Source organism: Aestuariivivens sp. NBU2969, assembly GCF_019931125.1.
In the GTDB taxonomy this organism is placed as follows: domain Bacteria; phylum Bacteroidota; class Bacteroidia; order Flavobacteriales; family Flavobacteriaceae; genus Aestuariivivens; species Aestuariivivens marinum.
The window spans coordinates 47,126-73,031 of sequence record NZ_JAIOUU010000007.1 but is presented as its reverse complement, the minus strand read 5'-3'; the positions used below and the strand labels follow the sequence as shown (position 1 = coordinate 73,031).

General features: G+C 34.3%; 25 protein-coding genes. 19 read left to right on the top strand and 6 right to left on the bottom strand.

Features of this window, described 5'->3' with window-relative positions:
* The first annotated feature begins 77 nt into the window (after positions 1 to 77).
* The 3 genes from msrB (at position 78) to K7G79_RS07360 (ending at position 4,947) form a co-directional block, all read left to right on the top strand.
* A complete protein-coding gene (msrB, locus tag K7G79_RS07370; protein WP_223550694.1) occupies positions 78 to 539 on the top strand; it encodes a peptide-methionine (R)-S-oxide reductase MsrB in 462 nt (153 codons plus the stop codon).
* Entirely contained in the window at positions 529 to 1,077 is a 549-nt protein-coding gene (gene msrA / locus K7G79_RS07365; protein ID WP_223550622.1) for a peptide-methionine (S)-S-oxide reductase MsrA, read from the top strand. The genes msrB and msrA overlap by 11 nt, the downstream gene beginning before the upstream one ends.
* A gap of 159 nt (positions 1,078 to 1,236) precedes the next feature.
* On the top strand, positions 1,237 to 4,947 hold the full coding sequence (locus K7G79_RS07360; RefSeq protein WP_223550620.1) for a metallophosphoesterase: 3,711 nt from the start codon (positions 1,237 to 1,239) through the stop codon (positions 4,945 to 4,947).
* On the opposite strand, the gene K7G79_RS07355 is transcribed toward K7G79_RS07360, so the two are convergent.
* Positions 4,944 to 5,696 (bottom strand): SdiA-regulated domain-containing protein, encoded by a 753-nt coding sequence (locus K7G79_RS07355; RefSeq protein WP_223550618.1) that lies wholly within the window; start codon positions 5,694 to 5,696, stop codon positions 4,944 to 4,946. The genes K7G79_RS07360 and K7G79_RS07355 overlap by 4 nt on opposite strands.
* Before the next feature lie 177 nt (positions 5,697 to 5,873).
* Here K7G79_RS07355 and K7G79_RS07350 point away from each other — a divergent pair, with 177 nt between their 5' ends.
* From K7G79_RS07350 to K7G79_RS07280, 15 genes are all read left to right on the top strand, one after another.
* Entirely contained in the window at positions 5,874 to 6,743 is an 870-nt protein-coding gene (locus K7G79_RS07350) for an acyl-CoA thioesterase II (RefSeq protein ID WP_223550616.1), read from the top strand.
* On the top strand, positions 6,740 to 7,429 hold the full coding sequence (locus tag K7G79_RS07345) for a glycerophosphodiester phosphodiesterase family protein (protein ID WP_223550614.1): 690 nt from the start codon (positions 6,740 to 6,742) through the stop codon (positions 7,427 to 7,429). Before K7G79_RS07350 ends, K7G79_RS07345 begins: the two co-directional genes overlap by 4 nt.
* Entirely contained in the window at positions 7,426 to 8,646 is a 1,221-nt protein-coding gene (locus tag K7G79_RS07340) for an NAD(P)/FAD-dependent oxidoreductase (RefSeq protein WP_223550613.1), read from the top strand. The genes K7G79_RS07345 and K7G79_RS07340 overlap by 4 nt, the downstream gene beginning before the upstream one ends.
* 7 nt (positions 8,647 to 8,653) lie before the next feature.
* The gene (locus tag K7G79_RS14790; RefSeq protein WP_223550611.1) at positions 8,654 to 8,779 is read left to right on the top strand and encodes a DUF1697 domain-containing protein; all 126 of its coding nucleotides are present in this window, start codon (positions 8,654 to 8,656) and stop codon (positions 8,777 to 8,779) included.
* A 502-nt stretch (positions 8,780 to 9,281) separates the two neighbouring features.
* Positions 9,282 to 10,364 (top strand): diphosphomevalonate/mevalonate 3,5-bisphosphate decarboxylase family protein, encoded by a 1,083-nt coding sequence (locus K7G79_RS07330; RefSeq protein WP_223550609.1) that lies wholly within the window; start codon positions 9,282 to 9,284, stop codon positions 10,362 to 10,364.
* 54 nt (positions 10,365 to 10,418) lie between these two features.
* Positions 10,419 to 11,348, top strand: a complete 930-nt coding sequence (locus K7G79_RS07325; protein WP_223550607.1) for a mevalonate kinase — start codon at positions 10,419 to 10,421, stop codon at positions 11,346 to 11,348.
* 74 nt (positions 11,349 to 11,422) lie between these two features.
* The gene (locus K7G79_RS07320; protein WP_223550605.1) at positions 11,423 to 12,325 is read left to right on the top strand and encodes a geranylgeranylglycerol-phosphate geranylgeranyltransferase; all 903 of its coding nucleotides are present in this window, start codon (positions 11,423 to 11,425) and stop codon (positions 12,323 to 12,325) included.
* Between the two features lie 65 nt (positions 12,326 to 12,390).
* On the top strand, positions 12,391 to 13,230 hold the full coding sequence (locus tag K7G79_RS07315; RefSeq protein ID WP_223550604.1) for a pseudouridine synthase: 840 nt from the start codon (positions 12,391 to 12,393) through the stop codon (positions 13,228 to 13,230).
* A 329-nt stretch (positions 13,231 to 13,559) separates the two neighbouring features.
* A complete protein-coding gene (locus tag K7G79_RS07310; RefSeq protein WP_223550602.1) occupies positions 13,560 to 14,957 on the top strand; it encodes an arginine decarboxylase in 1,398 nt (465 codons plus the stop codon).
* Positions 14,947 to 15,885 (top strand): agmatinase, encoded by a 939-nt coding sequence (speB, locus tag K7G79_RS07305; RefSeq protein WP_223550600.1) that lies wholly within the window; start codon positions 14,947 to 14,949, stop codon positions 15,883 to 15,885. The genes K7G79_RS07310 and speB overlap by 11 nt, the downstream gene beginning before the upstream one ends.
* Positions 15,875 to 16,849 (top strand): deoxyhypusine synthase family protein, encoded by a 975-nt coding sequence (locus tag K7G79_RS07300; protein WP_223550692.1) that lies wholly within the window; start codon positions 15,875 to 15,877, stop codon positions 16,847 to 16,849. The genes speB and K7G79_RS07300 overlap by 11 nt, the downstream gene beginning before the upstream one ends.
* 27 nt (positions 16,850 to 16,876) lie before the next feature.
* Positions 16,877 to 17,203 carry a hypothetical protein gene (locus K7G79_RS07295; protein ID WP_223550598.1) on the top strand — a complete coding sequence of 109 codons (327 nt, stop codon included), beginning with the start codon at positions 16,877 to 16,879 and terminating at the stop codon, positions 17,201 to 17,203.
* A 15-nt stretch (positions 17,204 to 17,218) separates the two neighbouring features.
* Entirely contained in the window at positions 17,219 to 17,440 is a 222-nt protein-coding gene (locus K7G79_RS07290; protein ID WP_223550596.1) for a hypothetical protein, read from the top strand.
* Between the two features lie 21 nt (positions 17,441 to 17,461).
* The gene (locus K7G79_RS07285; RefSeq protein WP_223550595.1) at positions 17,462 to 17,872 is read left to right on the top strand and encodes a VOC family protein; all 411 of its coding nucleotides are present in this window, start codon (positions 17,462 to 17,464) and stop codon (positions 17,870 to 17,872) included.
* The gene (locus K7G79_RS07280) at positions 17,873 to 18,658 is read left to right on the top strand and encodes an RMD1 family protein (protein WP_223550593.1); all 786 of its coding nucleotides are present in this window, start codon (positions 17,873 to 17,875) and stop codon (positions 18,656 to 18,658) included.
* Here K7G79_RS07280 and K7G79_RS07275 read toward each other — a convergent pair.
* Complete coding sequence (locus K7G79_RS07275; protein WP_223550592.1) at positions 18,645 to 20,102, bottom strand: mannosyltransferase; 1,458 nt, start codon at positions 20,100 to 20,102, stop codon at positions 18,645 to 18,647. The two genes, K7G79_RS07280 and K7G79_RS07275, sit on opposite strands and share 14 nt — an antisense overlap.
* Before the next feature lie 113 nt (positions 20,103 to 20,215).
* Here K7G79_RS07275 and ggt point away from each other — a divergent pair, with 113 nt between their 5' ends.
* Positions 20,216 to 21,907 carry a gamma-glutamyltransferase gene (gene ggt / locus K7G79_RS07270; RefSeq protein ID WP_223550590.1) on the top strand — a complete coding sequence of 564 codons (1,692 nt, stop codon included), beginning with the start codon at positions 20,216 to 20,218 and terminating at the stop codon, positions 21,905 to 21,907.
* A 6-nt stretch (positions 21,908 to 21,913) separates the two neighbouring features.
* Here the strand turns inward: ggt and K7G79_RS07265 are convergent, their stop codons facing one another.
* The 4 genes from K7G79_RS07265 to K7G79_RS07250 form a co-directional block, all read right to left on the bottom strand.
* Complete coding sequence (locus K7G79_RS07265; RefSeq protein ID WP_223550588.1) at positions 21,914 to 23,404, bottom strand: cellulose synthase family protein; 1,491 nt, start codon at positions 23,402 to 23,404, stop codon at positions 21,914 to 21,916.
* Positions 23,401 to 24,093, bottom strand: a complete 693-nt coding sequence (locus K7G79_RS07260) for a glycosyltransferase family 2 protein (RefSeq protein ID WP_223550586.1) — start codon at positions 24,091 to 24,093, stop codon at positions 23,401 to 23,403. The genes K7G79_RS07265 and K7G79_RS07260 overlap by 4 nt, the downstream gene beginning before the upstream one ends.
* Before the next feature lie 94 nt (positions 24,094 to 24,187).
* Complete coding sequence (locus K7G79_RS07255; RefSeq protein ID WP_223550584.1) at positions 24,188 to 25,114, bottom strand: homocysteine S-methyltransferase family protein; 927 nt, start codon at positions 25,112 to 25,114, stop codon at positions 24,188 to 24,190.
* 4 nt (positions 25,115 to 25,118) lie between these two features.
* The gene (locus tag K7G79_RS07250; RefSeq protein ID WP_223550582.1) at positions 25,119 to 25,874 is read right to left on the bottom strand and encodes a sterol desaturase family protein; all 756 of its coding nucleotides are present in this window, start codon (positions 25,872 to 25,874) and stop codon (positions 25,119 to 25,121) included.
* Between the last annotated feature and the right edge of the window lie 32 nt (positions 25,875 to 25,906).

The following is a 25,906-nucleotide window of genomic DNA, read 5'->3' as shown; positions in this document are numbered from 1 at the left end:
AAATAAAAGTTTTTTTAAACTAAAAAAAGCATTTTTAGAACATGACCTATAAATCTCTAAAAACGATAATAGAATTTATGTTAACTTGGAAAGATATTGTTAGTTTCACTGTTAATGGCAATCCAGAGCCTGAGGATAAAATATTTAAGACAGACGAAGAATGGCAAAAGATTTTAACACCTGAACAATTTAGGATTACCCGTGAAAAAGGGACTGAACATGCGCATAGTGGGAAGCTTTGTAATGCTTACGATGAAGGTAAATACATTTGTGTTTGCTGTAATGCGCCATTATTCGATTCCAGCATAAAGTTTAGCTCAGGTACTGGATGGCCTAGTTTTACACAACCTATCAAGATTAATGCCATTAAGTATGAAAAGGATACCTCTTATGGGATGGTACGGGTTGAAGTGATGTGTAATACTTGTAATGCCCATTTAGGACATGTATTTTCGGATGGGCCAGAACCAAGTGGACTACGTTATTGTGTGAATTCAGAATCCATCAAACTAGTTAAAGAATTTTTCAATGAAGAATGATAATTTACAATTGGCAACGGTTGGTGGTGGTTGCTTTTGGTGCACAGAAGCTATCTATCAAGAAGTTAAAGGAGTTGTCAAGGTGGTTTCTGGATATTCTGGTGGGAATGTACCTGGACATCCAACTTATAGAGAAGTGTGTTCAGGTTTAACAGGTCATGCTGAGGTAGTTCAGATAACTTTTGATCCACAGATGATTTCTTATGAGGAAATATTGACGGTTTTTATGACCACACACGACCCTACAACCTTAAACCAACAAGGAGCCGACAGAGGAACACAATATAGGTCGGTAATTTTTTACCATAATGAGGTTCAAAAAAAAGCAGCTCAAAGTGTAGTTGAAAAGATTTCAGGATATTATGATCATCCAATTGTTACTGAAATTACACCTCTTGGCGTTTTTTATGAGGCAGAAGATTATCATCAAGACTATTATAGAAATAATCAGTCACAGGGGTATTGCAGTTTTGTAATTTTACCTAAGTTGGCTAAATTCAAACAACTTCATAAAGACAAGCTAAAGTCCCAAGAATAATTAAAAACGTTTAATTTAATTGAGGTCGTAATAAAATATTAATGGTAATTAAGTATCTTAGGCTAGTTTGTTTTAAACATTTGTTGATACCAAGTATTTTATTGGTGTGTTTACCTTTTATTTGGTAATTGAGTTTGCCATGGAATTAAACATTTTTTTATGGGACATTATTTTAAAATCTTATGGGCATCTTTAGTCATTTTATGTTTACATGCTTGTGCAACTTATAAAGCGCAATATAAAGAGGAAACAGATAAAAATGACACTTACCCGGAAAAAGAAGTTGAAAGGACATTTTATTTAATTGGAGATGCAGGACTTTCACCTATGGGAGGTATGTCTTTTGCTTTATCCGCATTTAATCAGTACATTCAAAATAAGAATACAGAAAGGGATTATGTTCTTTTTTTAGGGGATAACATTTATCCACATGGTCTTCCAAAAAAAAATAAAAAAGGACGAGCCGAAGCAGAAAACGCCCTTCAAGCACAAGCAAGGTCATTAAAAGGTTTTAAAGGGAATACTATATTTATTCCAGGCAACCATGATTGGTATTCGGATGGTGTTAAAGGGCTTAAGAGGGAAGAGGAATTTGTGGAGGATCTTATTGGAGATGATGCTTTTTTACCCAAACATGGGTGCCCTTTAGAAACTGTTAATGTTAGTGATGATATTGAACTCATCATAATAGATACTCAATGGTATTTAGAAAATTGGGATAGGCATCCTACAATAAACGATAAGTGTGAGATTAAAACACGTGAACGGTTTTTCGAAGAGGTTGAAGGTGAAATAAAAAAGGCTCAACATAAAACCATTATTTTTGCTATGCACCATCCTATGTACACCAATGGGATACATGGTGGGAAATATCCTTTGTCCAAACATTTATATCCAACTCAAAAAAAAATACCATTACCAGGTTTAGCTTCATTAATAACCCAGTTGAGGAATCAAGGAGGTGTGTCTATTCAAGATCGATATAACGAACGATATAATGAGTTGATGAGTCGTCTTGAGGCGATGACTTTGGACGAGGACAATATTATTTTTGTGTCGGGACATGAACACACGCTTCAATACATAGAAAATGAAAATATAAAACAAATAGTTTCTGGGTCAGGAGCTAAGGAGTCGGCCGCTGAACTTAGTAAAAATGGTCTTTTTACATATGGAAAGCAAGGCTTTGTTGAACTTAAACTCTTTAGGGACGGAAGTAGTTTGGTGCAATATTTTGGAGCTGAAAATGGTCAACCAAAACTACTATTTCAAAAAGAGGTAATAGCTCCTAGAGAGCATTATGACGTATCCCATCTACCTGATGTTTTTCCACAAGAAGTGGAAGTGTCTATCTACAGTGAAAGAGAGACAGATGTTTCAGGGTTTTATGAATCAATTTGGGGTGATCATTATAGGAGTATATACAGTAAAAAAATAAAAGCTAAAGTAGCTACTTTAGACACTCTTTATGGTGGTTTGGAAATAGTTAGGGAAGGTGGTGGTCATCAAACAAGATCTATGCGCTTAAAAACAAAAGATGGTCGAGAACTCAATATGCGTGCCCTTCGTAAAAGTGCAACACAATATTTGCAAGCGGTAGTCTTTAAAGACACTTATATAGAACATGACTTTGAAAAAACTGCTATAGAAAAACTAATTATGGATTTTTACACAGCAGCACATCCGTACGCGTTTATGGTTATGCCAGACCTTTCAGAGGCAGCTGAAGTATATCACACTAATCCTAAGTTGTTTTTTATTCCAAAACATAAATATCTAGGAGATTATAATAGGAAATATGGTGGTGAATTATATATGATTGAAGAGCGGCCTGAGGAAAATTATGCTGATGAACGAAATTTTGGATATGCCGATGATATTGAAAGTACACATGATATTATTGAAAAAATTAGAGATGATGAAAAACATAAAATAGATGAAAACGCCTTTGTAAGGGCTAGGTTGTTTGATATGTTGGTGGGCGATTGGGACAGACATCAAGACCAGTGGCGTTGGGCACAGTTCAATAAAGCTAATGGTGATAAATATTACAAGCCTATACCTAGGGATAGAGACCAGGTCTTTGCGAATTTTGATGGAGCGATTTTGGATATAATGCGTGGGATATCAGGTTCAACTAAGCAACTTCAGGTATATGATGGGGAGCTTAAAAATATAGAATGGATGAACTCGGCCGGAATAAAATTGGATCGTGTTTTAATACGACAGGCTGATAAGGAAACTTGGTTGCAGCAAGCAAAATTTTTACAGGAAAATGTTACTAATGAGGTTATAGAAAGAGCCTTTAAAAAAATTCCGGTTGAGGTTCAAGGAGAGGCTTTAGATGAAATCAAGCAATTATTAATTGAGCGTAGGGGTAATATTTTGGATATAGCTGAACGTTATTATAATTATTTAAATGAGCTGGTGATTCTAACAGGTACAGATAAAGATGATTTTATTGAGATAACTCGACAGGCCGATAAGGAAACACATGTGAAAATATCACGTATAATTGATGATAAAAAAGCCGAAGTAATTGTTGATAAGGTATTTAATAAAGATGTTACTAAAGAAATTTGGATTTATGGTTTGGACGATAAAGATATTTTTAAAGTAAATGGTAAAGCCAACAATCCAATATTTATTAGACTTATTGGTGGTCAAGAAAATGATACCTATAGAATTAAAAATGGTAGACGGGTTAAAATATACGACCACGAAAGTAAAAAGAATACAGTTGAAGAAAATAATGGTGCACGAATTAGGTTTACCGATGTATATAAACTTAATTTATTCGATTTTAGTAAAAATATAGTTAAGAATAGCGTCATTGCTCCAGCGTTAGGTTTTAATCCAGATGATGGTTTTCTGTTAGGTGTTTCGTTTACCAAAACCACCAATGGGTTTCAAAGAAATCCATTTTCCCAACAACATCACTTCAAGGGGGGGTATTATTTCGCTACTAAAGGGTTTTCATTAGAATATAATGGTGAAATAGCCAATATTATGAACGATTGGAACTTAAGTATTGGTGGAAAATTTACAACGGAAAATTTTACAAACAACTTCTTTGGGTATGGTAATGAAACCCAAAACAATGATGATGTTCTGGATTTAGACTATAACCGTGTTAAAACTAGCATTATGGCTGCTAAGGTAGGTATGGTAAAAAAAGGAAATTTTGGTAGTGACTATGGGTTAGGGGTTATTTTTGAAGGTATAAAGATTGATGATACTCAAGGTCGGTTTATCACTGAAGAATTTATGTCGTTACCAAATGTAAATTTTTATGAGAGACGTTTTTTCGGAGGCTTGGAAGCACAGTATAACTATGTCAGTTATGATAACAAGGCAAATCCTAAAAAAGCCATGACATTTATGTTTCAAGTAGGAGGAAAAACTGAATTTGAAGACACAAAAAACACCTATGGCTATTTAAATTCAAATCTTGGGTTTTATAATTCAATCAATACCAATAAAACCCTAGTTTTAAAAACTGATGTAAGAACTCAATTGCGAGTTGGTGATGATCTGGTTTTTTACCAAGCTGCAAACATCGGGGGGAATAATGGTTTGCGAGGATTTAGAACAGAACGTTTTACAGGTAAGAATGCCTTAGTTGGGAGTGCCGATTTGCGATTTAGTTTTCCTCAGTTTAAGACCAAAACACTACCGTTACAAATAGGAATCTTTACAGGAGGAGATATAGGTAGGGTATGGCTTAAGGGTGATTTTTCAGATAAGTGGCACAACGATTATGGTGGCGGTTTTTGGGTAACCGCAGCAGATACCCTGTCAGGGACGTTTAATTTCTTTAATAGTGTAGAAGGTTTGCGGTTTTCATTTGGTTTTGGAATGAATTTTTAATTCAAATCAAAAGTATAAAGATTTCCACCTTCGCTATGGTTGCGTTCATCGGTAATATAAACAGCGTTGTTATCTTTAAAACAGATGCCTTCTTTTTGTGAATTGTGATCGAATTTCAGTTCTTCAATAGAGCCTTTTAAAAAATTGGTTGAATTAAAGTTGGTAATCTTCCAAAGTTTGTCGTGATTTAAAAGAACAATGGTTTTTCCATCTGGACTAACTGCAGCCGAAGTAATTTTGTGGTGTTTGCCATCTAAGTTGAAATCACTTACCAATTTAGCCGAATGTTCTCCAATACTGTTGGGTACTTTTAAAAGGATGCACCTTTTGTTTTCCTTGCTAAAAATGTAAAAGTCGTTTTCATATAAAAAGAAGGCCTCAAAATCTTTAGACTTTATTCCTTTTGGTAATTTAAAATGAATCATTTCGGCTTGTGTTTCATCATTTAGATTAGCTACATCATTTATTTTGTAAATGGTAAAACGGTCACGTTTTTTATTATTATTTCCAAAATCACCAATGTATAGGTTACCCAAATGATCTGAAGTTAGATCTTCCCAATCTTCATTTTCAGCATTATCGATGTCTATGTCCTTAACAATATTCCCATTTAAATCGATGCCATATACGTTGTTTTTATTTCCAGCGTCTTCAATAGTCCAGAGTAAATGAGAGCTGTTTAAAGTTTCAATAGCAGAAGCTTCATCTAGATCATTGTTTAAACTTGCAATAAGGTTCAATTTGCCCATATCGCAGGATAAAAATAAAAGAGAAACAAAAAGTAAGTATTTAATCTGAAATAGCATATTGTAAGTTTGAAAGACATAAGAATATGTAATACAATATAAAATTTAAAACTATTTATCAAAATATGCTATGCCAATTTTTGATTTTTATAGCTTTATGGTTTGAAAGTATATGATAAAATGACCTCGGTAAAAGATTTATTAGATATTTTAATATTAGACAAAATTAAAGAAACTGAGTTTTTAGGGTTTAGTAAATCTGTTGGCAGCCCTAATGTTTTTGGAGGCCAAGTATTGGCTCAGGCCATTAATGCTGCTTATAGAACAATAACTGATAATAGGGTGTTACATTCCTTACATGCTTATTTTTTGGAACTAGGTGATTTAGAAGTCCCCATTCGTTATAATGTGTCCGTTTTACGCGATGGAGGTAGCTTTTCCGTACGCCGTGTAACCGCTAGCCAAAATGATAAGGTTATTTTTATTTTGGCAGCATCGTTTCATAAAAGCGAAGAAGGGTATAACCATCAGATAAAAATGAAATCAGGAATAAAACAGCCGGAGGATTTATTAAGTTGGACGGATATTTTATATCAGTACAACGATTTTTTGCCCAAGCACATTAAGACATTTTTTGAAATTGAACGTCCTATAGATTTTAAACCAACGGTTATTGTAAATCCTTTGAACCGTAAAGATTTGCCTCCTTATAATGATGTTTGGTTTAGACTTAAGGGTGGTCCAAACCAGTTGGACTTGCCTGTTAAACAGCAAATTTTAACCTATATTTCAGACTATAATATTTTGGTTTCAGCACTTAACCCACATGCAAGTAAAGCGCATTGGGGCAATACACAAACCGCTAGTTTGGACCATTCAATGTGGTTTTTCAGGGATTTTGATTTTAAGGATTGGCTATTATTTTCTATGGAATCACCAAGTACACATAATGGAAGAGGGTTTGCAAGAGGACATATTTTTACAAGAGATGGTATGTTGGTGGCATCAGTTACACAAGAAGGGTTAATGCGTCCTATAGCTAAAAAATGAACATAAAAATTTTAAAAATGGGACACAGGGGAGCCATGGCCTATGTGGCCGAAAATACATTGGAATCTATACAAAAGGCTTTAGCATTTGGTATTGACGGTGTAGAAATAGATGTGCATGCCTGTGCTACAGGTGAGTTGGTGGTGTTTCATGATTTTACTTTAGATAGAATGACTAATGGTACAGGTGAGATTGGTAAACGATCGCTTTATGAATTAAAACAACTAAGGGTGGAAGGTATGTTTCAAATACCAACATTAACTGAAGTTTTAGACTTAGTTGGTAGCAAATTTTTGGTAAATATTGAATTAAAGGGAAAGTATACTGCTTCCAAGGCTTGCCATATTATTAAGTATTATATTGAAACTAAAGGTTGGAGTTATAATAACTTTATTGTGTCCAGTTTTCAGCATCATGAACTTGAAGACGTCTTTAAAATGAATAAAGATATTTCATTAGGAGTTTTAACAAAAGCCAATGTAGCTGAAGCTATAGAATTTGCCAAAACAGTTAAAGCTGTAGCTATACATCCTAATTTTGCTCTTATAACCCGTGATAATGTGAAGTTCGCCCAGGCAAAAGGTTATAAAGTGATTACATGGACTGTAAATGACGAAGAAACCATCAAGCGAATGAAAGATTATGGTGTTGATGGTATTATATCAGACAATCCGGAAAAGTTATGAATAAAATTGATGTTATAATTGTTGGCGGCGGAGCTGCTGGTTTTTTTGCAGCCATTAATATTGCAGAATTCAATCCCCAATTAAAGATCATTATTTTAGAACGTAACAAAGAAGGCTTGCGAAAGGTGAAAATTTCTGGAGGAGGGCGTTGTAATGTTACACACGCAGAATTTATTCCACAGGATTTAGTAATGAATTATCCTAGAGGGCAAAAAGAATTATTGGGGCCGTTCCATCAATTTATGACGGGAGATACCATAGCTTGGTTTGAAAATAAAGGAGTTGTGCTAAAAGTAGAGGATGATGGCAGAATATTTCCACAGAGCAATTCCTCACAAACTATTATTGATTGCTTTCTACGTGAAGCCCGAAAACTACACGTGGAAGTTAAATATGAACATATTGTAAAATCAATTGAAAAGAAGGATGATAATTGGTTTATAAACACCGACAAAGGATATTTTCTTACAAAAAAAATACTTATCTCCACAGGGAGTAGTATAAAAATGTGGAAAATTTTGGAAGGGTTGGGACATAATATTATTAATCCTGTGCCTTCCCTTTTTACCTTTAATGTTCAGGACAAGCGCATTAAGAATATGCCAGGTGTAGTTGCTAATAATGTCGAGGTAAAAGTTTTGGGGACAAATTTACAGTCAAAAGGACCATTATTGATTACCCATAATGGTTTAAGTGCGCCGGCTATTTTAAAATTATCAGCATTTGGAGCGTTGGAATTGGCCAAGATGGATTATCGATTTCAAATTGAAATTAACTTTGTTAGCAAGCCTTTTGAAAATTGTTTAAAGGTTTTAAAATGTGTAAAACATGATTTGGCAAAGAAAAAAATAATCAAGTTAGCACAGTTTGATCTTCCTAAACGGTTATGGCAACAGTTAGTATTGGCATCTACTATTAAAGAAGATATGATCTGGGCAGATATTAACAAAGCCCAATTAGAGTTTTTGTCGACTCAACTTACTAAAGCTGTTTTTAATGTTGAAGGGAAAAGTACTTTTAAAGAGGAGTTTGTAACTGCTGGAGGCATCGATTTAAAGGAAATTAATTTTAAGACTTTTGAAAGTAGGGTTCATGAAAACCTGTATTTTGCTGGAGAAATATTGAATATTGATGCTGTTACGGGAGGCTTTAACTTTCAGAATGCATGGACGGGGGCCTATATTGCAGCTAAGCACATAACAAATAAGGATATGTAAAATTATCATGAGTGCTTATATTGTATTACTTCGGGGAATCAATGTTAATGGACAGAAGAAAGTTTCTATGCTAAACTTAGAGAGTGTTTGTCAATCTTTGGATTTCAAAAGATACAGACTTATATCAAAGTAGAAATGTTGTTTGTCAAACTATAGAAGAAAACATTCATGGTTTAGAATCGAAAATTCATGATGTTATCAAAGGCCATTTTGATTTTAAAGTTTCCAGTATTGTTAATAACTCGATTAAAATTATAAAGAATTTTTAGATTTGTCTGTTTTCATAAGAAACATAAGAAAAGAGAGTCCACGTCTATTTTAAGTTATTGTACAGCGAGTCAAATAGTTGCATAGGTACCAGGATTATCTAATAATGATGAATTGTTTATCATTGGAGGAGATTGTATTTATTTTTATAGAAAGGCAAATTATGGCAGGTCAAAATTCAATAATGATTTTTTTGAACGAAAACTAAAAGTTAATACAACATTAAGAAATTATAAAACCATGCTAAGTAATTTGCAATGTCTATTGAAAAAGAAAAAGCACACTAGATTTTGCTTACTTTTGCAAAAATATTAGCTCATGGACAAATACCTGTCTTTAGAGCGTCTTTGTATATTGAAACTGATTAGATGAGATTAATAGATTTTATTCCAAAACCATATTCAAAAACTTTATATAATGGTAGTGTTACCTGGTCGTCTCCTAGCAATATTGCTTTGGTAAAATACTGGGGAAAGCGAGAACCGCAACTTCCTGAAAACCCTTCTATTAGCTTTACGCTTAGCGCATGTAAAACAATAACCAAGTTGAATTATACCAAGAGGGAAAATAGCGGTAATTTTTCATTTGATGTGATTCTGAATGGTGAAAAAAAAGATGCTTTTAAGCCCAAGATTGATACTTTTTTTAAGCGTATTGAAGCTTATGTACCTTTTTTAAAGGACTACCATTTTATTATAGAGACACAAAATACCTTTCCACATAGCTCAGGGATTGCATCATCAGCATCAGGAATGAGTGCGTTGGCCTTGTGTTTAATGAGTGTTGAACAGTCATTGAGTGAAGTCGAAATAAACGAACTATTTTTTACACAAAAGGCATCTTTCCTTGCCCGATTGGGATCTGGCAGTGCTTGTCGTAGTTTGGAAGGGCCTTTAGTGGTTTGGGGAGCTCATCAGGAAATAGAAGGGAGTTCAGATTTGTTTGGAATAAAATATCCATTTGAGGTTCACGATAATTTTAAAAATTATCAGGATGTTATCCTGTTGGTCGATAAAGGTCAAAAACAGGTGAGCAGTACGTTGGGGCATAACTTGATGCATGACCATCCTTTTGCACAAGAACGATTTAAACAGGCGCATGACAATATATCAGCTTTAAAATTGGTTTTGGAACAGGGTGATTTAGATATGTTTATTAAAATTGTTGAAAGTGAAGCTCTAACCTTGCACGCCATGATGATGACCAGTAAGCCTTATTTTATCTTGATAAAGCCTAATACCTTGGAAATTATTAATAAAATATGGAGTTATAGAAAGGAAACGGGATCAAAAATATGTTTTACGCTTGATGCCGGTGCCAATGTGCACCTTTTGTTTCCAGAAAAGGAATCAAGAAATGTGCTTAAATTCATTAATACTGAATTAGTTGCACATTGTGAAAATGGAAACTATATTTGCGATAATATTGGCTTAGGAGCTAACGAATTATAGAAAAATATTAATATTGTTTAATATTTTATATTATTTTTGAAACAAATAAGGTTTATGAAAGGTCCTCTTTTTTATTCTAAAATTTTACTTTTTGGTGAGTATGGCATCATTAAGGATTCAAAAGGTTTGTCTATTCCTTATAACTTTTATAATGGTGCTTTAAAGACAAAAAAAAACCTTTCTGCAAACGCTAAAACATCCAACGACTGTTTAAAGCATTTTGCTGCTTATTTAGAAACTATAGATAGTAGTTTGGTAACTTTCGACATTACTGCACTACAAGGTCATATTAAATCGGGGATGTATTTCGATTCTTCTATTCCGCAAGGTTATGGTGTTGGAAGTAGTGGAGCTTTGGTCGCGGCAATTTACGATAAATATGCTTTTGATAAAATCACGGTTTTGGAAAACTTAACCCGTGAAAAACTATTAAAGTTAAAAGCTATTTTTTCTGTAATGGAATCGTTTTTCCATGGTAAATCTTCTGGATTGGATCCATTAAATAGTTATTTAAGTATTCCAATCCTTATCAATTCTAAAGATAATATTGAAGCCACGGGTATTCCAGCACAGCAGAGTGAAGGAAAAGGCGCTGTGTTTTTATTGGATTCGGGAACAGTAGGTGAAACGGCTCCTATGGTACATATTTTTATGGAGAATATGAAGCAGGAAGGCTTCCGTAATATGCTTAAAGACCAATTTATAAAGCATACCGATGCTTGTGTAGACGATTTCTTGAAAGGTGATATTAAATCCTTGTTCCATAATACTAAGAAGCTATCTAAAGTGGTGTTAAATCATTTTAAACCTATGATTCCTAAGCAGTTTCATGAGCTTTGGAAAAATGGAATAGAGACGAATGATTATTATTTAAAGCTTTGTGGCTCTGGTGGTGGGGGCTATATTTTAGGGTTTACCCAAGATATAGAGAAAGCAAAACAGGCCCTTTCAGGATACAGGTTGGAAGTGGTTTATAATTTCTAAATCTTAAATATGTAATCCTGAACTTCATTCTAAGCTTATTGAAGTGTTGTTTCAGAATCTCATCCTTTTCTCAAATGCTATCCAGAAAACATAAACATATTTTACTTAAATTCTTCAGCATGTTTTCGGTGGTTCGTGGCTATAATATTTTAGTGGTAGTCATTGCTCAATATTTAACGTCTATTTACATTTTAGCGTATGATAAACCGTTGAAGCAGGTGGTTTTTGATTTAAACCTGCTTATGTTGGTTTTGGCTTCAGCAGCGACCATAGCTGGGGGTTATATAATAAATAATTTTTATGATTCAGAAAAAGATTTAATTAATAAGCCTATTAAGTCCCGATTGGATCGATTGGTGGGCCAAAACACCAAACTCTCATTTTATTTTGTGCTCAATTTTATGTCCGTTATCATGGCTAGTTATGTGTCATTTAGAGCCGTAGTATTTTTTTCTCTTTATATTTTTGGTATTTGGCTGTATTCACATAAATTGAAAAAGTTACCGTTTGTAGGTAATTTAACCTCGGCAGTTCTAACAATTTTGCCCTTTTTTGCTATTTTCATGTACTACAAAAATTTTGAGACGGTTATTTTTGTACATGCCATTTTTTTATTTTTAATGATTTCCATGCGTGAGCTTACCAAAGATTTGGAAAACATTAAGGGCGATTTAGCATTGGGATACAAGACCATTCCTGTTGTTTATGGAGAAAAAGTGTCTAAGATTATGCTTACTATATTAATTGTTGTAGCATTAATTCCAGTTTATTTGCTGTTGTATTATTTTGAAGTGGGTTACATGTATTTATTTTTTTATTTAAGTGTATTAATGCTCCTTTTATTTTTGGGATTGCTTTGGAAATCCCAAACAAAAACCCATTATCTCATCCTACATAACATGCTTAAATTTATTATTGTGGTTGGGGTTTTTAGCATTGTGTTGATTAATATAGATGTGGTGATGAATAGGATTTAATAAAAGCATCATTAAAAAACCACTATCGTAATTTTAAATATATATTTGCATAAAATTTTATTACCATGAATAGGCATCAAAGCAGTAATGGAAAAGGGAAGCCTTCAGGAAGGGGACACAATACCTATCGTAAAACTAGTTATGCTAGGGGCAATGCACCTGTAAAAAAAGCTGTGCAAGTTAATGAAGCATTGAACCCAGACGGAATACGGTTAAATAAATACATTGCCAATTCGGGTATTTGTTCGCGCCGTGAGGCCGATGTGCATATTGCCACAGGTTTGGTAACCATTAATGGTAAGGTAATAACTGAAATGGGTTATAAAGTTAAACATAACGATGAGGTACGTTACGATGGAGCCCGTATAAACCCAGAGAAAAAAGCCTATGTATTGCTTAATAAACCAAAAGGTTTTGCGACCACCACAAGTGAGGGTAAAGGGAGGACAGTTATGGATTTGGTAGCTAACGCTACATCATCGCGTATTAAACCCATTGGTAGATTAGGGAGGAATTCCAAAGGCTTACTATTGTTTACCAATGATGAGGTTATTGTTAATAAATTTACCAATTCCAAACACGGGGTGCCAAGACTGTTTCATATAGAGTTAGATAAAAATCTAAAGTTGGAAGACTTAAAAAAGATTCAAAGTGGTTTTAAGATCGACGGTAAATTAATAGCTGTTGAAGAGATTAGTTATATCGATGGTGCCAGTAAAAAAGAAATTGGTTTGAAGATTAAGAACACAGGAAACAATATTATACGTACTATTTTTGACCATTTTAACTATAATATTTTAAGTATAGATTGTGTAGCCATAGCACATCTTACCAAAAAAGATATTCCAAGAGGGCATTGGAAGCATTTAACCCAACAAGAGCTTAATAATCTTAAGATGCTGTAAATCAAGGGTGAAAAAAATTTAAAAAAAATAAAAAAAAACGGATTTAATTAAATTTTTTATATTTCATTTGTACTGTATTTAGCTGAACAAATTGAAACCTGTTTTTACGTTCGGGCTTTTGAAAATTAGGAAGTCATATTCAAAAGCAGCTTACAGATTAAGCAACCGAATTTTAAAGCTAACTTCCGTGACTGCAATAGGTGCTAGCCAACATCACTACGATTTTGTGCCTACAACACAAAGTCAAATCCGTATTTGATACCATTTATTTTTATTCGATTAACGTGTGGTTTATACACATTTTCCATGTTAAAATTTTTAAAAAATAGATGAATACGAAATACATTGATTTAATCAATCAAACTTTTGATTTTCCGCAAGAGGAATTTACACTTGAAGATAAGACACTTCAATTTCATGGTATCGATTTAATGGAATTGGTAGAAACCTATGGTTCGCCATTAAAGTTCACCTATTTACCACAGATTTCGGCAAACATACAAAAAGCCAAAAGCTGGTTCAACAAGGCTATGAAAAACAATAAGTACCGAGGTAAATACAGTTATTGTTATTGTACCAAAAGTTCCCATTTTAAACATGTCCTGAACGAAGCCTTAAAAAATGATATCCATATTGAAACTTCTTCAGCTTTTGATATCGATATTGTGGAAAGTTTAAAAAAGGAAGGTAAGATAACCGATGAAACCTATGTGTTGAGTAATGGGTTTAAACGTTCACAATATATTACCAATATTGCGAGGTTAATAAATAATGGACATAATAACTGTATTCCCATTATCGATAATTATGAAGAAATAGATTTGCTTTCCGAAGAGATAGAAGGGAAATTCAACATTGGAATCCGAATTGCTTCAGAAGAAGAGCCCAAGTTCGAGTTTTATACCTCACGTTTGGGCATAGGCTATAAAAATATAGTGCCGTTTTATAAAAATCAGATTAAAGGGAATAAAAAGGTAAGGCTTAAAATGCTGCACTTTTTTATCAATACAGGTATTAGGGACAATGCCTATTATTGGAATGAGCTTTCAAAATGTTTGAAGGTATACACGAGTTTAAAGAAGATTTGTCCATCGTTGGATAGTTTAAACATAGGTGGTGGGTTTCCTATTAAAAACTCGTTGGCCTTCGATTTTGACTATGAGTATATGGTCGATGAAATTATCAATCAAATAAAACTGGCCTGCGATGAAGAAGGGGTAAAAGTGCCCCATATTTTTACTGAGTTTGGTAGCTTTACCGTTGGTGAAAGTGGAGGTGCCATTTACGAAGTATTGTACCAAAAACAACAAAATGACCGAGAGAAGTGGAACATGATCAATTCCTCATTCATTACCACGTTACCAGATACTTGGGCAATAAACAAACGGTTTATCATGTTGCCTGTTAACCGTTGGAATGATACCTACGAGCGTGTACTATTGGGTGGTTTGACTTGCGACAGCGATGATTATTACAATAGTGAACAACATATGAACGCTATTTATTTGCCTAAATATAATAAAGAAAAACCGTTATATATAGGTTTTTTCAATACTGGAGCTTATCAGGAAACTATTGGTGGTTTTGGCGGATTACAACACTGTTTGATTCCTTCACCAAAGCATATTTTAATTGACCGTGATGTAGACGGAAACATTACAACAGAATTATTTAGTGAACAACAAAGAAGTGAAGACTTACTTAAAATTTTAGGTTATGACAACTAATACCTATGCTGGAATTCCAGAAGAATTTGCAAAATTAGAACAAGCAAAAATTGTATTGATTCCTGTGCCTTACGATGGTACAAGTACCTGGCAAAAGGGTGCCGATAAAGGGCCTCAGGCCTTTTTGGATGCTTCAGCTAATATGGAGCTCTATGATATTGAAACGGATACCGAAGTATACCAGCAAGGCGTGTATTTAGCTGATGCTATTACCGAAAACAGTTCACCGGAAGCCATGGTCGATGCTGTGCATAAAGTAACCAAGCAATTTATTAAGAAAAACAAATTCGTAACGATTTTTGGTGGTGAACACTCTATATCCATAGGCACTATAAGAGCTTTTAATGAAATGTTTCCCAGTTTGACGGTATTACATATCGATGCCCATGCAGATTTACGTAAAAGTTACGAAGGCACATCCTGTAACCATGCTTGTGCCGTATATGAAGCTAGTCAGACCACTAATCTAATTCAGGTGGGTATTCGTTCTATGGATATTATGGAAACAACCGTCATAGATACCGATAAAACTTATTTTGCACATGAAATGGCTGTTGACGATACGTGGATGGACTCGGCTATTGATCAAATGACCGATAATGTATTCATCACTTTCGATTTAGATGCTTTAGACCCATCTATAATGCCAAGTACGGGAACGCCAGAACCTGGTGGTCTATTTTGGTACGAAACCTTAGACTTTTTAAAGCAAGTGTTTGTAGAAAAAAATGTTGTAGGCTTTGATATCGTTGAGTTGTGTCCGAATTCAAAAGAAAAATCATCCGACTTTTTGGCAGCGAAATTGTATTATAAGATGTTAAGTTATAAATTTATGAACGAAGCCATCGATGACGATTACGATAATACTTACGATGTATCGAAACAAAAAAGTAATGTAAATAAATTTAATGACGATGATGAATACTAAAGGGCCAATATCCCAATTTATAGAAAAACATTATTTGCACTTTAATGCTGCTGCTTTAGTGGATGCTGCAAAGGGCTACGAAGCTCAATTAGATAATGGTGCTAAAATGCTCATCTCTTTAGCAGGGGCTATGAGTACGGCAGAGTTAGGGAAGAGTTTGGCAGAAATAATACGTCAGGATAAAGTGCAGATTATATCTTGTACTGGAGCTAACTTAGAAGAAGATATTATGAACTTAGTTGCCCATTCGCATTACAAACGTGTTCCAAATTATCGCGATTTGACGCCAAAAGAAGAATGGGACTTGCTGGAAAAAGGATTGAATAGGGTTACCGATACCTGTATCCCAGAAGAAGAGGCGTTTAGACGTTTGCAAAAGCACATTTTTAAAATTTGGAAGGATGCCGACGATAAAGGCGAGCGCTATTTGCCACATGAGTTTATGTATAAAATGCTATTGTCTGGGGTTCTAGAAGAATTCTATGAAATCGATTTAAAAGATTCTTGGATGTATGCCGCTGCCGAAAAGAACTTGCCTATTATCTGTCCGGGATGGGAAGATAGTACAATGGGCAATATTTTTGCAAGTTATGTACTTAAAGGTGAGTTGAAAGCCAGTACCATGAAATCGGGGATAGAATATATGACTTTTTTAGCAGATTGGTACACCGATAACTCTGAAAATGGTATTGGTTTCTTCCAAATAGGAGGTGGAATAGCAGGCGATTTTCCTATTTGTGTAGTGCCAATGCTATATCAGGATATGGAACGTACAAATACCCCATTCTGGAGTTATTTTTGCCAGATAAGTGATTCTACTACCAGCTATGGATCTTATTCAGGAGCCGTACCTAACGAAAAAATAACTTGGGGTAAGCTAGATATCGATACGCCAAAATTTATTATTGAAAGTGATGCAACAATTGTGGCGCCTTTAATTTTTGCATATCTTTTGGGTCAATAAACCAAACCAACCATAAAAAAGATTTATATGAAAAACAGAAATGATAATTTAAAACGTGTCATTGTAGACTTTAAAAAGTTAACACCTGAGATATTGGCCTTATTGGTAGAAAAGTATCCCGATGGTTACGATGACGATCAAATTATATCATTTAAAAATCAGCATAACGAAATTATTGAAGCTGTTGAAGTTACCACATCAGACACCAAGTACTTAGTGAAAGTTAGTAAAAAACTGGCCATAACTATGGAAAATTATGATGAAGATGATTATGAAGATTTTGACAATGATGATCCAGAAGCGGTTCAGGATCCTGATGTAAGTGATGAAGAAGCAGACGATGATAACGATTAACACAGTAGAAGGGCAATGAGGACAGCTACTTTTAAAGCGTATAAAAAAGGCTATTATACATTTTGGTTTGATAACGGTGACGAATTGGCCTTTGAGGAAGTGCATCCTCGCGTATTAAAACAATTCGATTTAAAAAACGATAAAAGTTTAATCGACAAGGAATTTAGGATAACCTTTGTGGAAGATGAAGATGGAGATGATGTTATTTACAGAGTTGAAAGTTTAAAACCTCTATAATTCACTTTTAAATTATAGCCTATGCAAACCTCATTTCACATGTCACTGCCTTGCCAGAGTGTCAAGGAGACAAAGCAATTTTACACGAGTATTGGAGCTACATTTGGTAGAAGCACACTAAGTTGGGTTGATGTCAATTTTTATAGCCACCAAATAACGTTCATTAAAGCTGGAAAATTTAATTTTAATTGCCCAAACTATGTGTTCGAAGGGAAGATATTGCCGTCCTTCCATTTTGGGATTATTTTGGACCATACAACATGGAAAAATGTTTATGACAAGTTTAGGGAATTACAATTGGATCTGGTAACCGGGTCTGTTTTTTTAAAAGACAAAGCGGGTGAGCACTATTCTTTTTTCGTAAAAGACCCTAATGATTATATGTTGGAATTTAAAAGTTTTAAAGATTCAAACGACGTATTTACTTTTTAAATGTACGCTGTAGTTGCTTATCAGGTTGCTAGTGCCATCAATATCAAATACAGTAGGCAACAGTTACCTTGGCAATTGTTGTTTCATGATAGCGACGAGCTTTATTTTTCCACTACACCAGAGAAATTTGTATATATATTTCAGTATGGTATAGTGAGTTTTTTCAACATGTCCAAAGCTGAAATAAAAATGACCTTGCGTTACATACAGCCACTAAGTGTTAATTATTTTAAACAAAAATTGTCAGATTCTGTGACAGTTGCTATAGAACCTAATACTCTAAAAGTAGAATTTGATAGAGTTGTGCTTCCTAATTTTGATGAAGAAATGATTCGTTTGGTGATGCTAAATACTTCACAATCAGTAGCACTGGATAGGTATTCTGAAATAACCGAAGAACTGCTTGTCGAAACTAATAAACACACCTTGTATCTTGAACAAAGAGGAAAGCTGGATATTTCTGGAAACAAGTTAAAAAGATTTATAGGCAAGATTTTAAACATAAAAAATAAGATTTCGGAGAACTTGTATATTTTCGATTCTCCCGAAATCACGTGGGAAAGAGAACAACTTAGCAAGCTTAATCTAGATTTAAAGCAATCTTTTGATTTAAAGGATAGGTACCGATTAATTCACGATCGTATAGAAATTATTAAAGAGAACTTAGAACTCTTTAAGGATATTATGGACCATAAAGAGAGTAGTAAACTAGAATGGATTATAATTATATTAATTATTATTGAAGTGATTGATTTGTTTATTTCCAAGTTGGTTAATCTAATTTAAGGATGGATTTAGACTTCCGTTTTTGGAAGTTTTTTATAAATATTTCCCATATAAAAACGCCATAAACAATAAGGTATTCTAAGGCTATTATCCATAAATTTTCAGACTTATCAGCCTTGTTAGTATTTAAGTAAGCCAAATAGCTTAGTATGATAATGAAACTCCATACTAAAGGATATTTATAGTGAGTAAATACAGACAAAATTAAAAGTGTTGAAATGTACCAAGGGTGAACTGTTGTAGCTGTAAAGTAATAAAACGACAGGACCAATAACATGGCTGTAATGAGTTGTTGGGTTGTTTTGTTTTTTCTGAAAAATGTCAATAACAAAACAAAAAGTAAGATGAGGTATGGAATCGTTTTTCCTATTATTGCAATCTCGTTATATCCCCTAAAGCAATAACCAATTTCCCTAGCGATATAATATAAACTACCGTTGAACTCAAAATTATTAAACCATAAAGCTATGGTTTCGGTGTAATTATTAATAAATTCAGAAGAATAAAAAGGTGTAAAGAGTAATAGGACAACACTGATTACAATGGCATAAAATGAAATAAGTCTTGTCATTCTGAGCAATAGCGAAGAATCTCTCCCGTAATTGGTGGAAACATTTACTGGGGTTGTAGAAGTACAGTTGCTAAGGCTACTCGAAGCGAACCACTGAAAAAATAAAGGCAAAAAGATTAAGGGGATTAATTTCACTGAAATGGAAAATGCCAAAACTATGGCAGCCCATGGCCATTTACCCATGTGCATTAAGTATAGACTCCACACCAAAAAGAAAATCATAACGCCTTCAAAATGTAAGTTTCCAGTGAATTCTATAATGATGAACGGATTTAAAACATACCAAAAAATAGCATGCATGGGTAATTTAAGTTTTTTCAATAGTTTTTTTCCAAAATGTAACGTTCCAAAATCGGCAACAATAACAAGCAGTCGCATCAACACTACCGATCCCAAAAGACTTTTATTAGTAAATAGAGCAGCAATGGCAAAGCATAATTGGTTTAAAGGTGGGTAATTGGTAAAATGACTAGCATTTAACACCCCCATACCATTAAATAATTCTTGAGCTTCGGCGATAGGAAATTTACCTTGACTGACAAATGACTCAGGTGTATATAAATAAGGATTGAACCCCTCTAAAATCATTCTGCCATCCCAAATAAAACGATAAAAATCCTGAGATAAATTGGGAATGGCTAGTATAAAGATGGCCCGAAAACTAAAAGCAATATAGGTTAATGCTTCTGTATTATTCTTAAAACTAATAATGGACCTATAAAATAGGGTGAACAAACTAAAGTAAAGACAAAGCAAAAGCAAATAATCGGTGCGTACCAAATGGTAAGCGAATAAGTAATAAATTAATAGGTTACTTAAAATTAATATTACTAAAAGTTTGTTCAACTTTAAAACACCTGAAGATAATTGCATATACCAAATATAAATGATTTGTCAATTGTTTTTCTTTTAAAACACTTACTTGATATTCTTAATTTAATCTGTTAACTTCGTTAGGTTTCTGAAAATCAACTAAAAAAATCCATATGAAGTTTAAAATTATTCTATTAAACGTCTTCGTTATTTCAATATTTAATGGTCAGGCTCAAGATCGCGTAACAGGTGAACTTTTTGCAACCAGATCTGAAGTCATAGCTCAAAATGGTATGGTTGCGACAAGTCATCCATTAGCAACACAAGTAGGCTTAGATATTTTAAAACGAGGTGGTAATGCTATAGATGCAGCTATTGCAGCTAATGCAGCTTTAGGTTTAATGGAGCCAACGGGTTGTGGTATTGGAGGTGATTTATTTGTGATTCTTTGGGATGGCAAAACCCAAAGATTATATGGTCTTAATGCCAGCGGTCGTTCGCCAAAAGGGTTAACTTTGAACTATTTTAAGGAAAAAGGACTAAGTACAATACCTTCTTATGGGCCTTTGCCGATTAGTGTGCCAGGTACTGTAGATGGTTGGTTTACTTTACATAATAAATTTGGTTCGTTGCCAATGACTACCATTTTGGAACCGGCTATTAATTATGCTCAAAATGGTTTTCCGCTCACAGAACTTATAGCCTTTTATTTCAATATAGGTATTTCGAAATATTTGGAAAAAGGATTCCCTAATATAGAAGATAACTATCTACGGGATGGTAACATTCCTAAAGAAGGGGAATTATTTAAAAATTCCTATTTAGCCAATACTTATAAAAAAATAGCCGATGGAGGAAGGGATGCATTTTATAAGGGAGACATAGCCAAAACTATTACGGATTTTATCAAATCACAAGGTGGCTTTTTGTCAATGGAAGATTTAGCTGAACACAAATCTGAATGGGTCGAACCCGTTTCGGTGAACTATAGAGGTTATGATATTTGGGAATTACCGCCTAATGGACAAGGTATTGCTGCATTGCAAATGTTACAGATTTTAGAAGGTTATGATTTTTCGGAAATTGAATTTGGCAGCACTGAGCATTTGCACCTTTTTACCGAAGCCAAAAAGCTAGCTTTTGAAGATCGTGCTAAATACTATGCCGATACGGATTTTGCTAAAGTACCTGTTGAAACATTAATTTCCGATAACTATGCCGCTAAGAGAAGGGAACTTATAAAAGAAAGAGCTTCCAAATATAAAGCTGGTAAAATAAGTTCGGGAGAGACTATTTATTTAACTACAGCTGATAAATATGGTAATATGGTTTCTTTTATCCAGAGCAACTATCGAGGGATGGGTTCGGGAATGGCACCTCCAAAACTAGGTTTTATGCTTCAGAATCGTGGTGAATTATTTAATTTAAAACCAGGATATAATAACACCTATGAACCTGAAAAAAGACCTTTCCATACCATTATCCCAGCTTTTATTACTAAAGATGGTCAACCTTTCATAAGTTTTGGGGTTATGGGAGGCGATTTTCAACCACAAGGCCATACGCAAATTGTTATGAATATTGTGGATTTTGGGATGAACCTGCAAGAGGCTGGTGATGCACCACGTTGGGACCATAGCGGGTCGTCTTCTCCAACAGGCGAGGCGGCAGAGGGTATAGGCGAGATCCATATAGAATCGGGAATTCCCTATGAAACGGTTAGGGGACTTATGTTTAAAGGGCATAAGGTTGGCTATGGGTTAGGATATTATGGTGGCTATCAAGCTATTTTGTGGGATGCCAAGAACAAGGTGTACAGAGGTGCTTCAGAAAGCAGAAAAGATGGTCAGGTTGCAGGGTATTAAACCTGATTAAACTTTTGAGGTTATAGATTTAAAAAACACATAACCAAAACCTATAAACAACATAAGGTGAAAAGGGAACAATCCAAAATCTCCACCTTGGTTGCCAACAATAAAGGCACTATACATTCCAAAACCAAAATAGAGCATAAGCAAACCTTCAAAAACGACATGCTTAGATATGGCTCCTTTAATATATTTGTTGTTTTTCCAGTTGTCTTTAAACCTACTTATGTTAAATTTTGGAGTACGCACAAATTCACTTTTCTTTCCCAAATGACCTTCTATAACAGCTATGGAATTGTGTAGCGAAAAGCCCATGGCTATTGAAAAGAACACAAAAAACATCCCTATATATCCTATAAAATTTTTTAAGCCGTTTCCATATATGTTTTTGTACATATGCCAATAACAAATAAAGAATATAACTGTACTAATTACAAAAAAGCTCATTGCAAAAAAATAAGGCTTAAGGTGAGCGTATTCATTCTTTATATATAGCATAGGGATACTTAAAACACCAACAATGAATATGTTTAAAAACATGGTGCTATTTAATAAATGAAGTAGGCCGTGCACCTTGGTTTTTGTCGAAATGTTCGGATTTTTTAAAACCCGCCAAAGCATTTTTCTGAAGTTTTCGGCACCTCCTTTATTCCATCTAAACTGTTGGGAACGGGCAGCACTAATAACTATAGGGAGCTCTGCAGGGGTTTGCACATCTTCAAGATATTTAAACTTCCAGTTTTTTAATTGGGCACGGTAACTTAAATCCAAATCTTCAGTTAAGGTATCACCTTCCCAATTACCTGCATCTATAATACAAGTTTTTCTCCAAACACCTGCTGTACCATTAAAGTTTATAAAATGTCCTTTACTGTTTCTTCCTACTTGTTCTAAAGTAAAATGTGCATCTAATGCAAAAGCTTGAATTCTAGTAAGTATCGAGTAGTTTCTATTTATGTGCCCCCATCGGGTCTGCACTACACCAATATTTTTATCCTTAAAATGAGGTATGGTTTGCCTTAGCCAATCTTTTTTAGGTAAAAAATCGGAATCAAAAATAGCTATAAATTCACCCTTGGCAATTTTAAGGCCTTCTTTCAGGGCGCCTGCTTTAAATCCTATTCTGTTGGTTCGGGTAATATGCTGAATATCTAATCCTGTAGCTTGAAGTTTTTCAATATGTGCACGAGTGTATTCAACTGTTTCATCGGTGGAATCGTCAAGCACCTGAATTTCAAGTTTGTCATTGGGATAATCAATTTCTGCTATATTATCCAATAAACGCTCCATAACATACATTTCATTATATACAGGAAGCTGAATAGTTACATGCGGAGTTTCATCTGGGTTAGAAAGATCGAACGTTTCACAATCTACTTTCGCTTTTTTTGAGGATAAATAATTGATTAACAAATTAAGCTGTGCTAAAGCATATAGAAATATCATCAAAAGCGCAATAGAATATATAACTATTACAGTTGTTTCTAGAATCATTTGTTAAAGCTGTATTTAAATATCCAACCCAATATTTTTACACCTGCAAATATAGCACCTTTTATTGTACCAGAAACTTTTGAAACACCAATTCTATTTCTATAATTTACTGGTATTTCGGTGTATGTAAGATTTTTTTTTAAAGCTTTTAATTGCATTTCTATAGTCCAACCATAAGTTTTATCTTCCATGTTTAATTCCAAAAGCTTATGGTATTTAATGGCTCTAAAAGGACCCAAATCGGTGAATCTTGCTCCAAAAAAGAGTTTCATTAAAGTTGTGGCAAGCCAATTGCCCAATATTTGAGGAACAGTCATAGCGCCAGATTCACGTAGTCGTTTAACCCGTGCCCCTATTACAAAATCGATGTTGTTATTTATAATGGGAGCTACTATTTTGGTTAGTTCTTCGGGATGATCACTGTAATCACCATCTAGGAATACAATAATATCTGGTCTTTCTGTTTTATTTGAAACATATTCCATACCCTTTAAACAGGCATAGCCATAGCCTTTACTGTTTTCGGTTAACACGGTAGCACCAGCTTGTTTGGCGTTAATTTCGGTATTATCGGTTGAATTATTATTAACCACAATAATTTCATCTACTTTTTTGGGAATATCCCTAATGACATAGGAAATGGAATCTGCTTCATTAAAAGCAGGAATAATGACGTTAATCTTAGTCATGTAGTAATATTGAATTACAAAAGTACAACAACCTGAGTCGATTTTACAATGACTAACTAATAGAATTGTATAGGGCTTTATACATAGAGGAATCTTACAGTGTATAGTCACATATTGACGCTAAATGTGAGGCATCTGTGCCGCAACAGCCACCATACACATTTAAGTTAGGTAAGAGGGATTTAAGTTGGGCATAAAGTTTCCCCAGTTCATCTTTATCTCCTACATCAATTTTAGTGGATTGATCTAGTTCTTCATGACTTTTACAAGAGGCATTGGCCCTTATTCCTTTTATTCTCGATTTCCATATTTCATCTTTTTCAATAGCAGTCATAAAGTGTGTTGGATGGGCACAATTAATCATATAGTAAATGGGGTAATTCCCTGTAGTTTCATCTGTTTTTAAGATGGCCTTTTTTAGAGTTTCGCCAGAAGGGAGATGTCCATTGGTTTCTACAGTAAAGGATATTACTACAGGGATATTAAAGAATTTTGCCACTTTAGCAATTCCAATAGCTTCGTTACTGTAGGTCATGGTAATGGCCGAAATTATATCGGCACCTCCTGCTTTTAACGCTTCAATTTGAAGGCTATGGTATTTTTGTGCCTCGCCTGTGGTCATAGATTCATTAACAGAATAACCATCTCCTCTTGTGCCAACACAACCACTGATTATAAAAGCTCCAATATAATCCTTGTGCTTGTCTCTTAAAGTAATGAGTTGTTTGATTGCTTTTTGATTCATTTTAGTTAAATCGGTAGCGTTGTAACCTAATTTGTATCCCCAATCTGGATTTGCACGCCATGTTGCACTTTCCAAAATAAACCCCGTTTGATGTTTCTTGGCTATGGTAATGTAATCATCATAATATTCAATTAGAGTATTTTCATGTTCTGGGTGGTCCAATAAAGTGAATGCGGCAAAATGGGGTAAATCGATGCCTCTGTTAAATATTAAATCGGTTTCAAGACCTCCATCGGTTAAAAAGATAGACGCATTTAGCTTTTCAGTAATAGTCATAATTCTAAGATTTTGATTTGTTTATATCACGAAACGTGAGCATTTCAATGATTTTTGAAGAAGCTCCATCATAAAACCCTGTCTCGTATTGATAGGTTTTTGGATTTTTGAAGGATCCAAAAATGATATCGAATATGGGTAAATCGGAATAATTGTGTTTATGAATTCCTTTAGCATGGTGAATTGTGTGGCTTTCTGGGCGTTGAATAATATAGCCAAGCCATTGCGGAGTTTTAATATTGGTATGCTGAAAGATACCCAAAAACATGGTGGCCAATAACATTATAGTAACAGCCTGTGGTGTGACACCAATCAATAGTGCCAAACAAATACTTCCTAAGAATGTAAAGCCAATCATATCGAACAAGCTAAAGTAGAAGGCTCCGTATGTGTCCATGCGCTCTGCACTATGGTGCATTTGGTGAAATACACGCCATAAAGTATCATTCTTGTGCATGGCTCTATGCCATACAAATACTCCGAATTCGTATAATATGATTGCTAAAATACCACCACCAAGGTGCCCTAGGTTTGTTAAATCAAAAAATTGATATTTAGATAAAAATGGATCTGTGAGTAATGGTAAGTATGACGATAAATAAAAATACACTCCAAAGGAAATAAGCCCTTTAAGTTTCCAGTTCTTAACTTTAGGCAATCTTCTGGCCGGAAATAAAGCTTCCCAAATAATTAGAATAAAGTACATTGCTAAAGCAATTAATGAGATGGGGTCCAATAAAATTTCTAATGGTGTTGGCATAATAATAGTTTTTAATAGTTTTGTTCTTACTT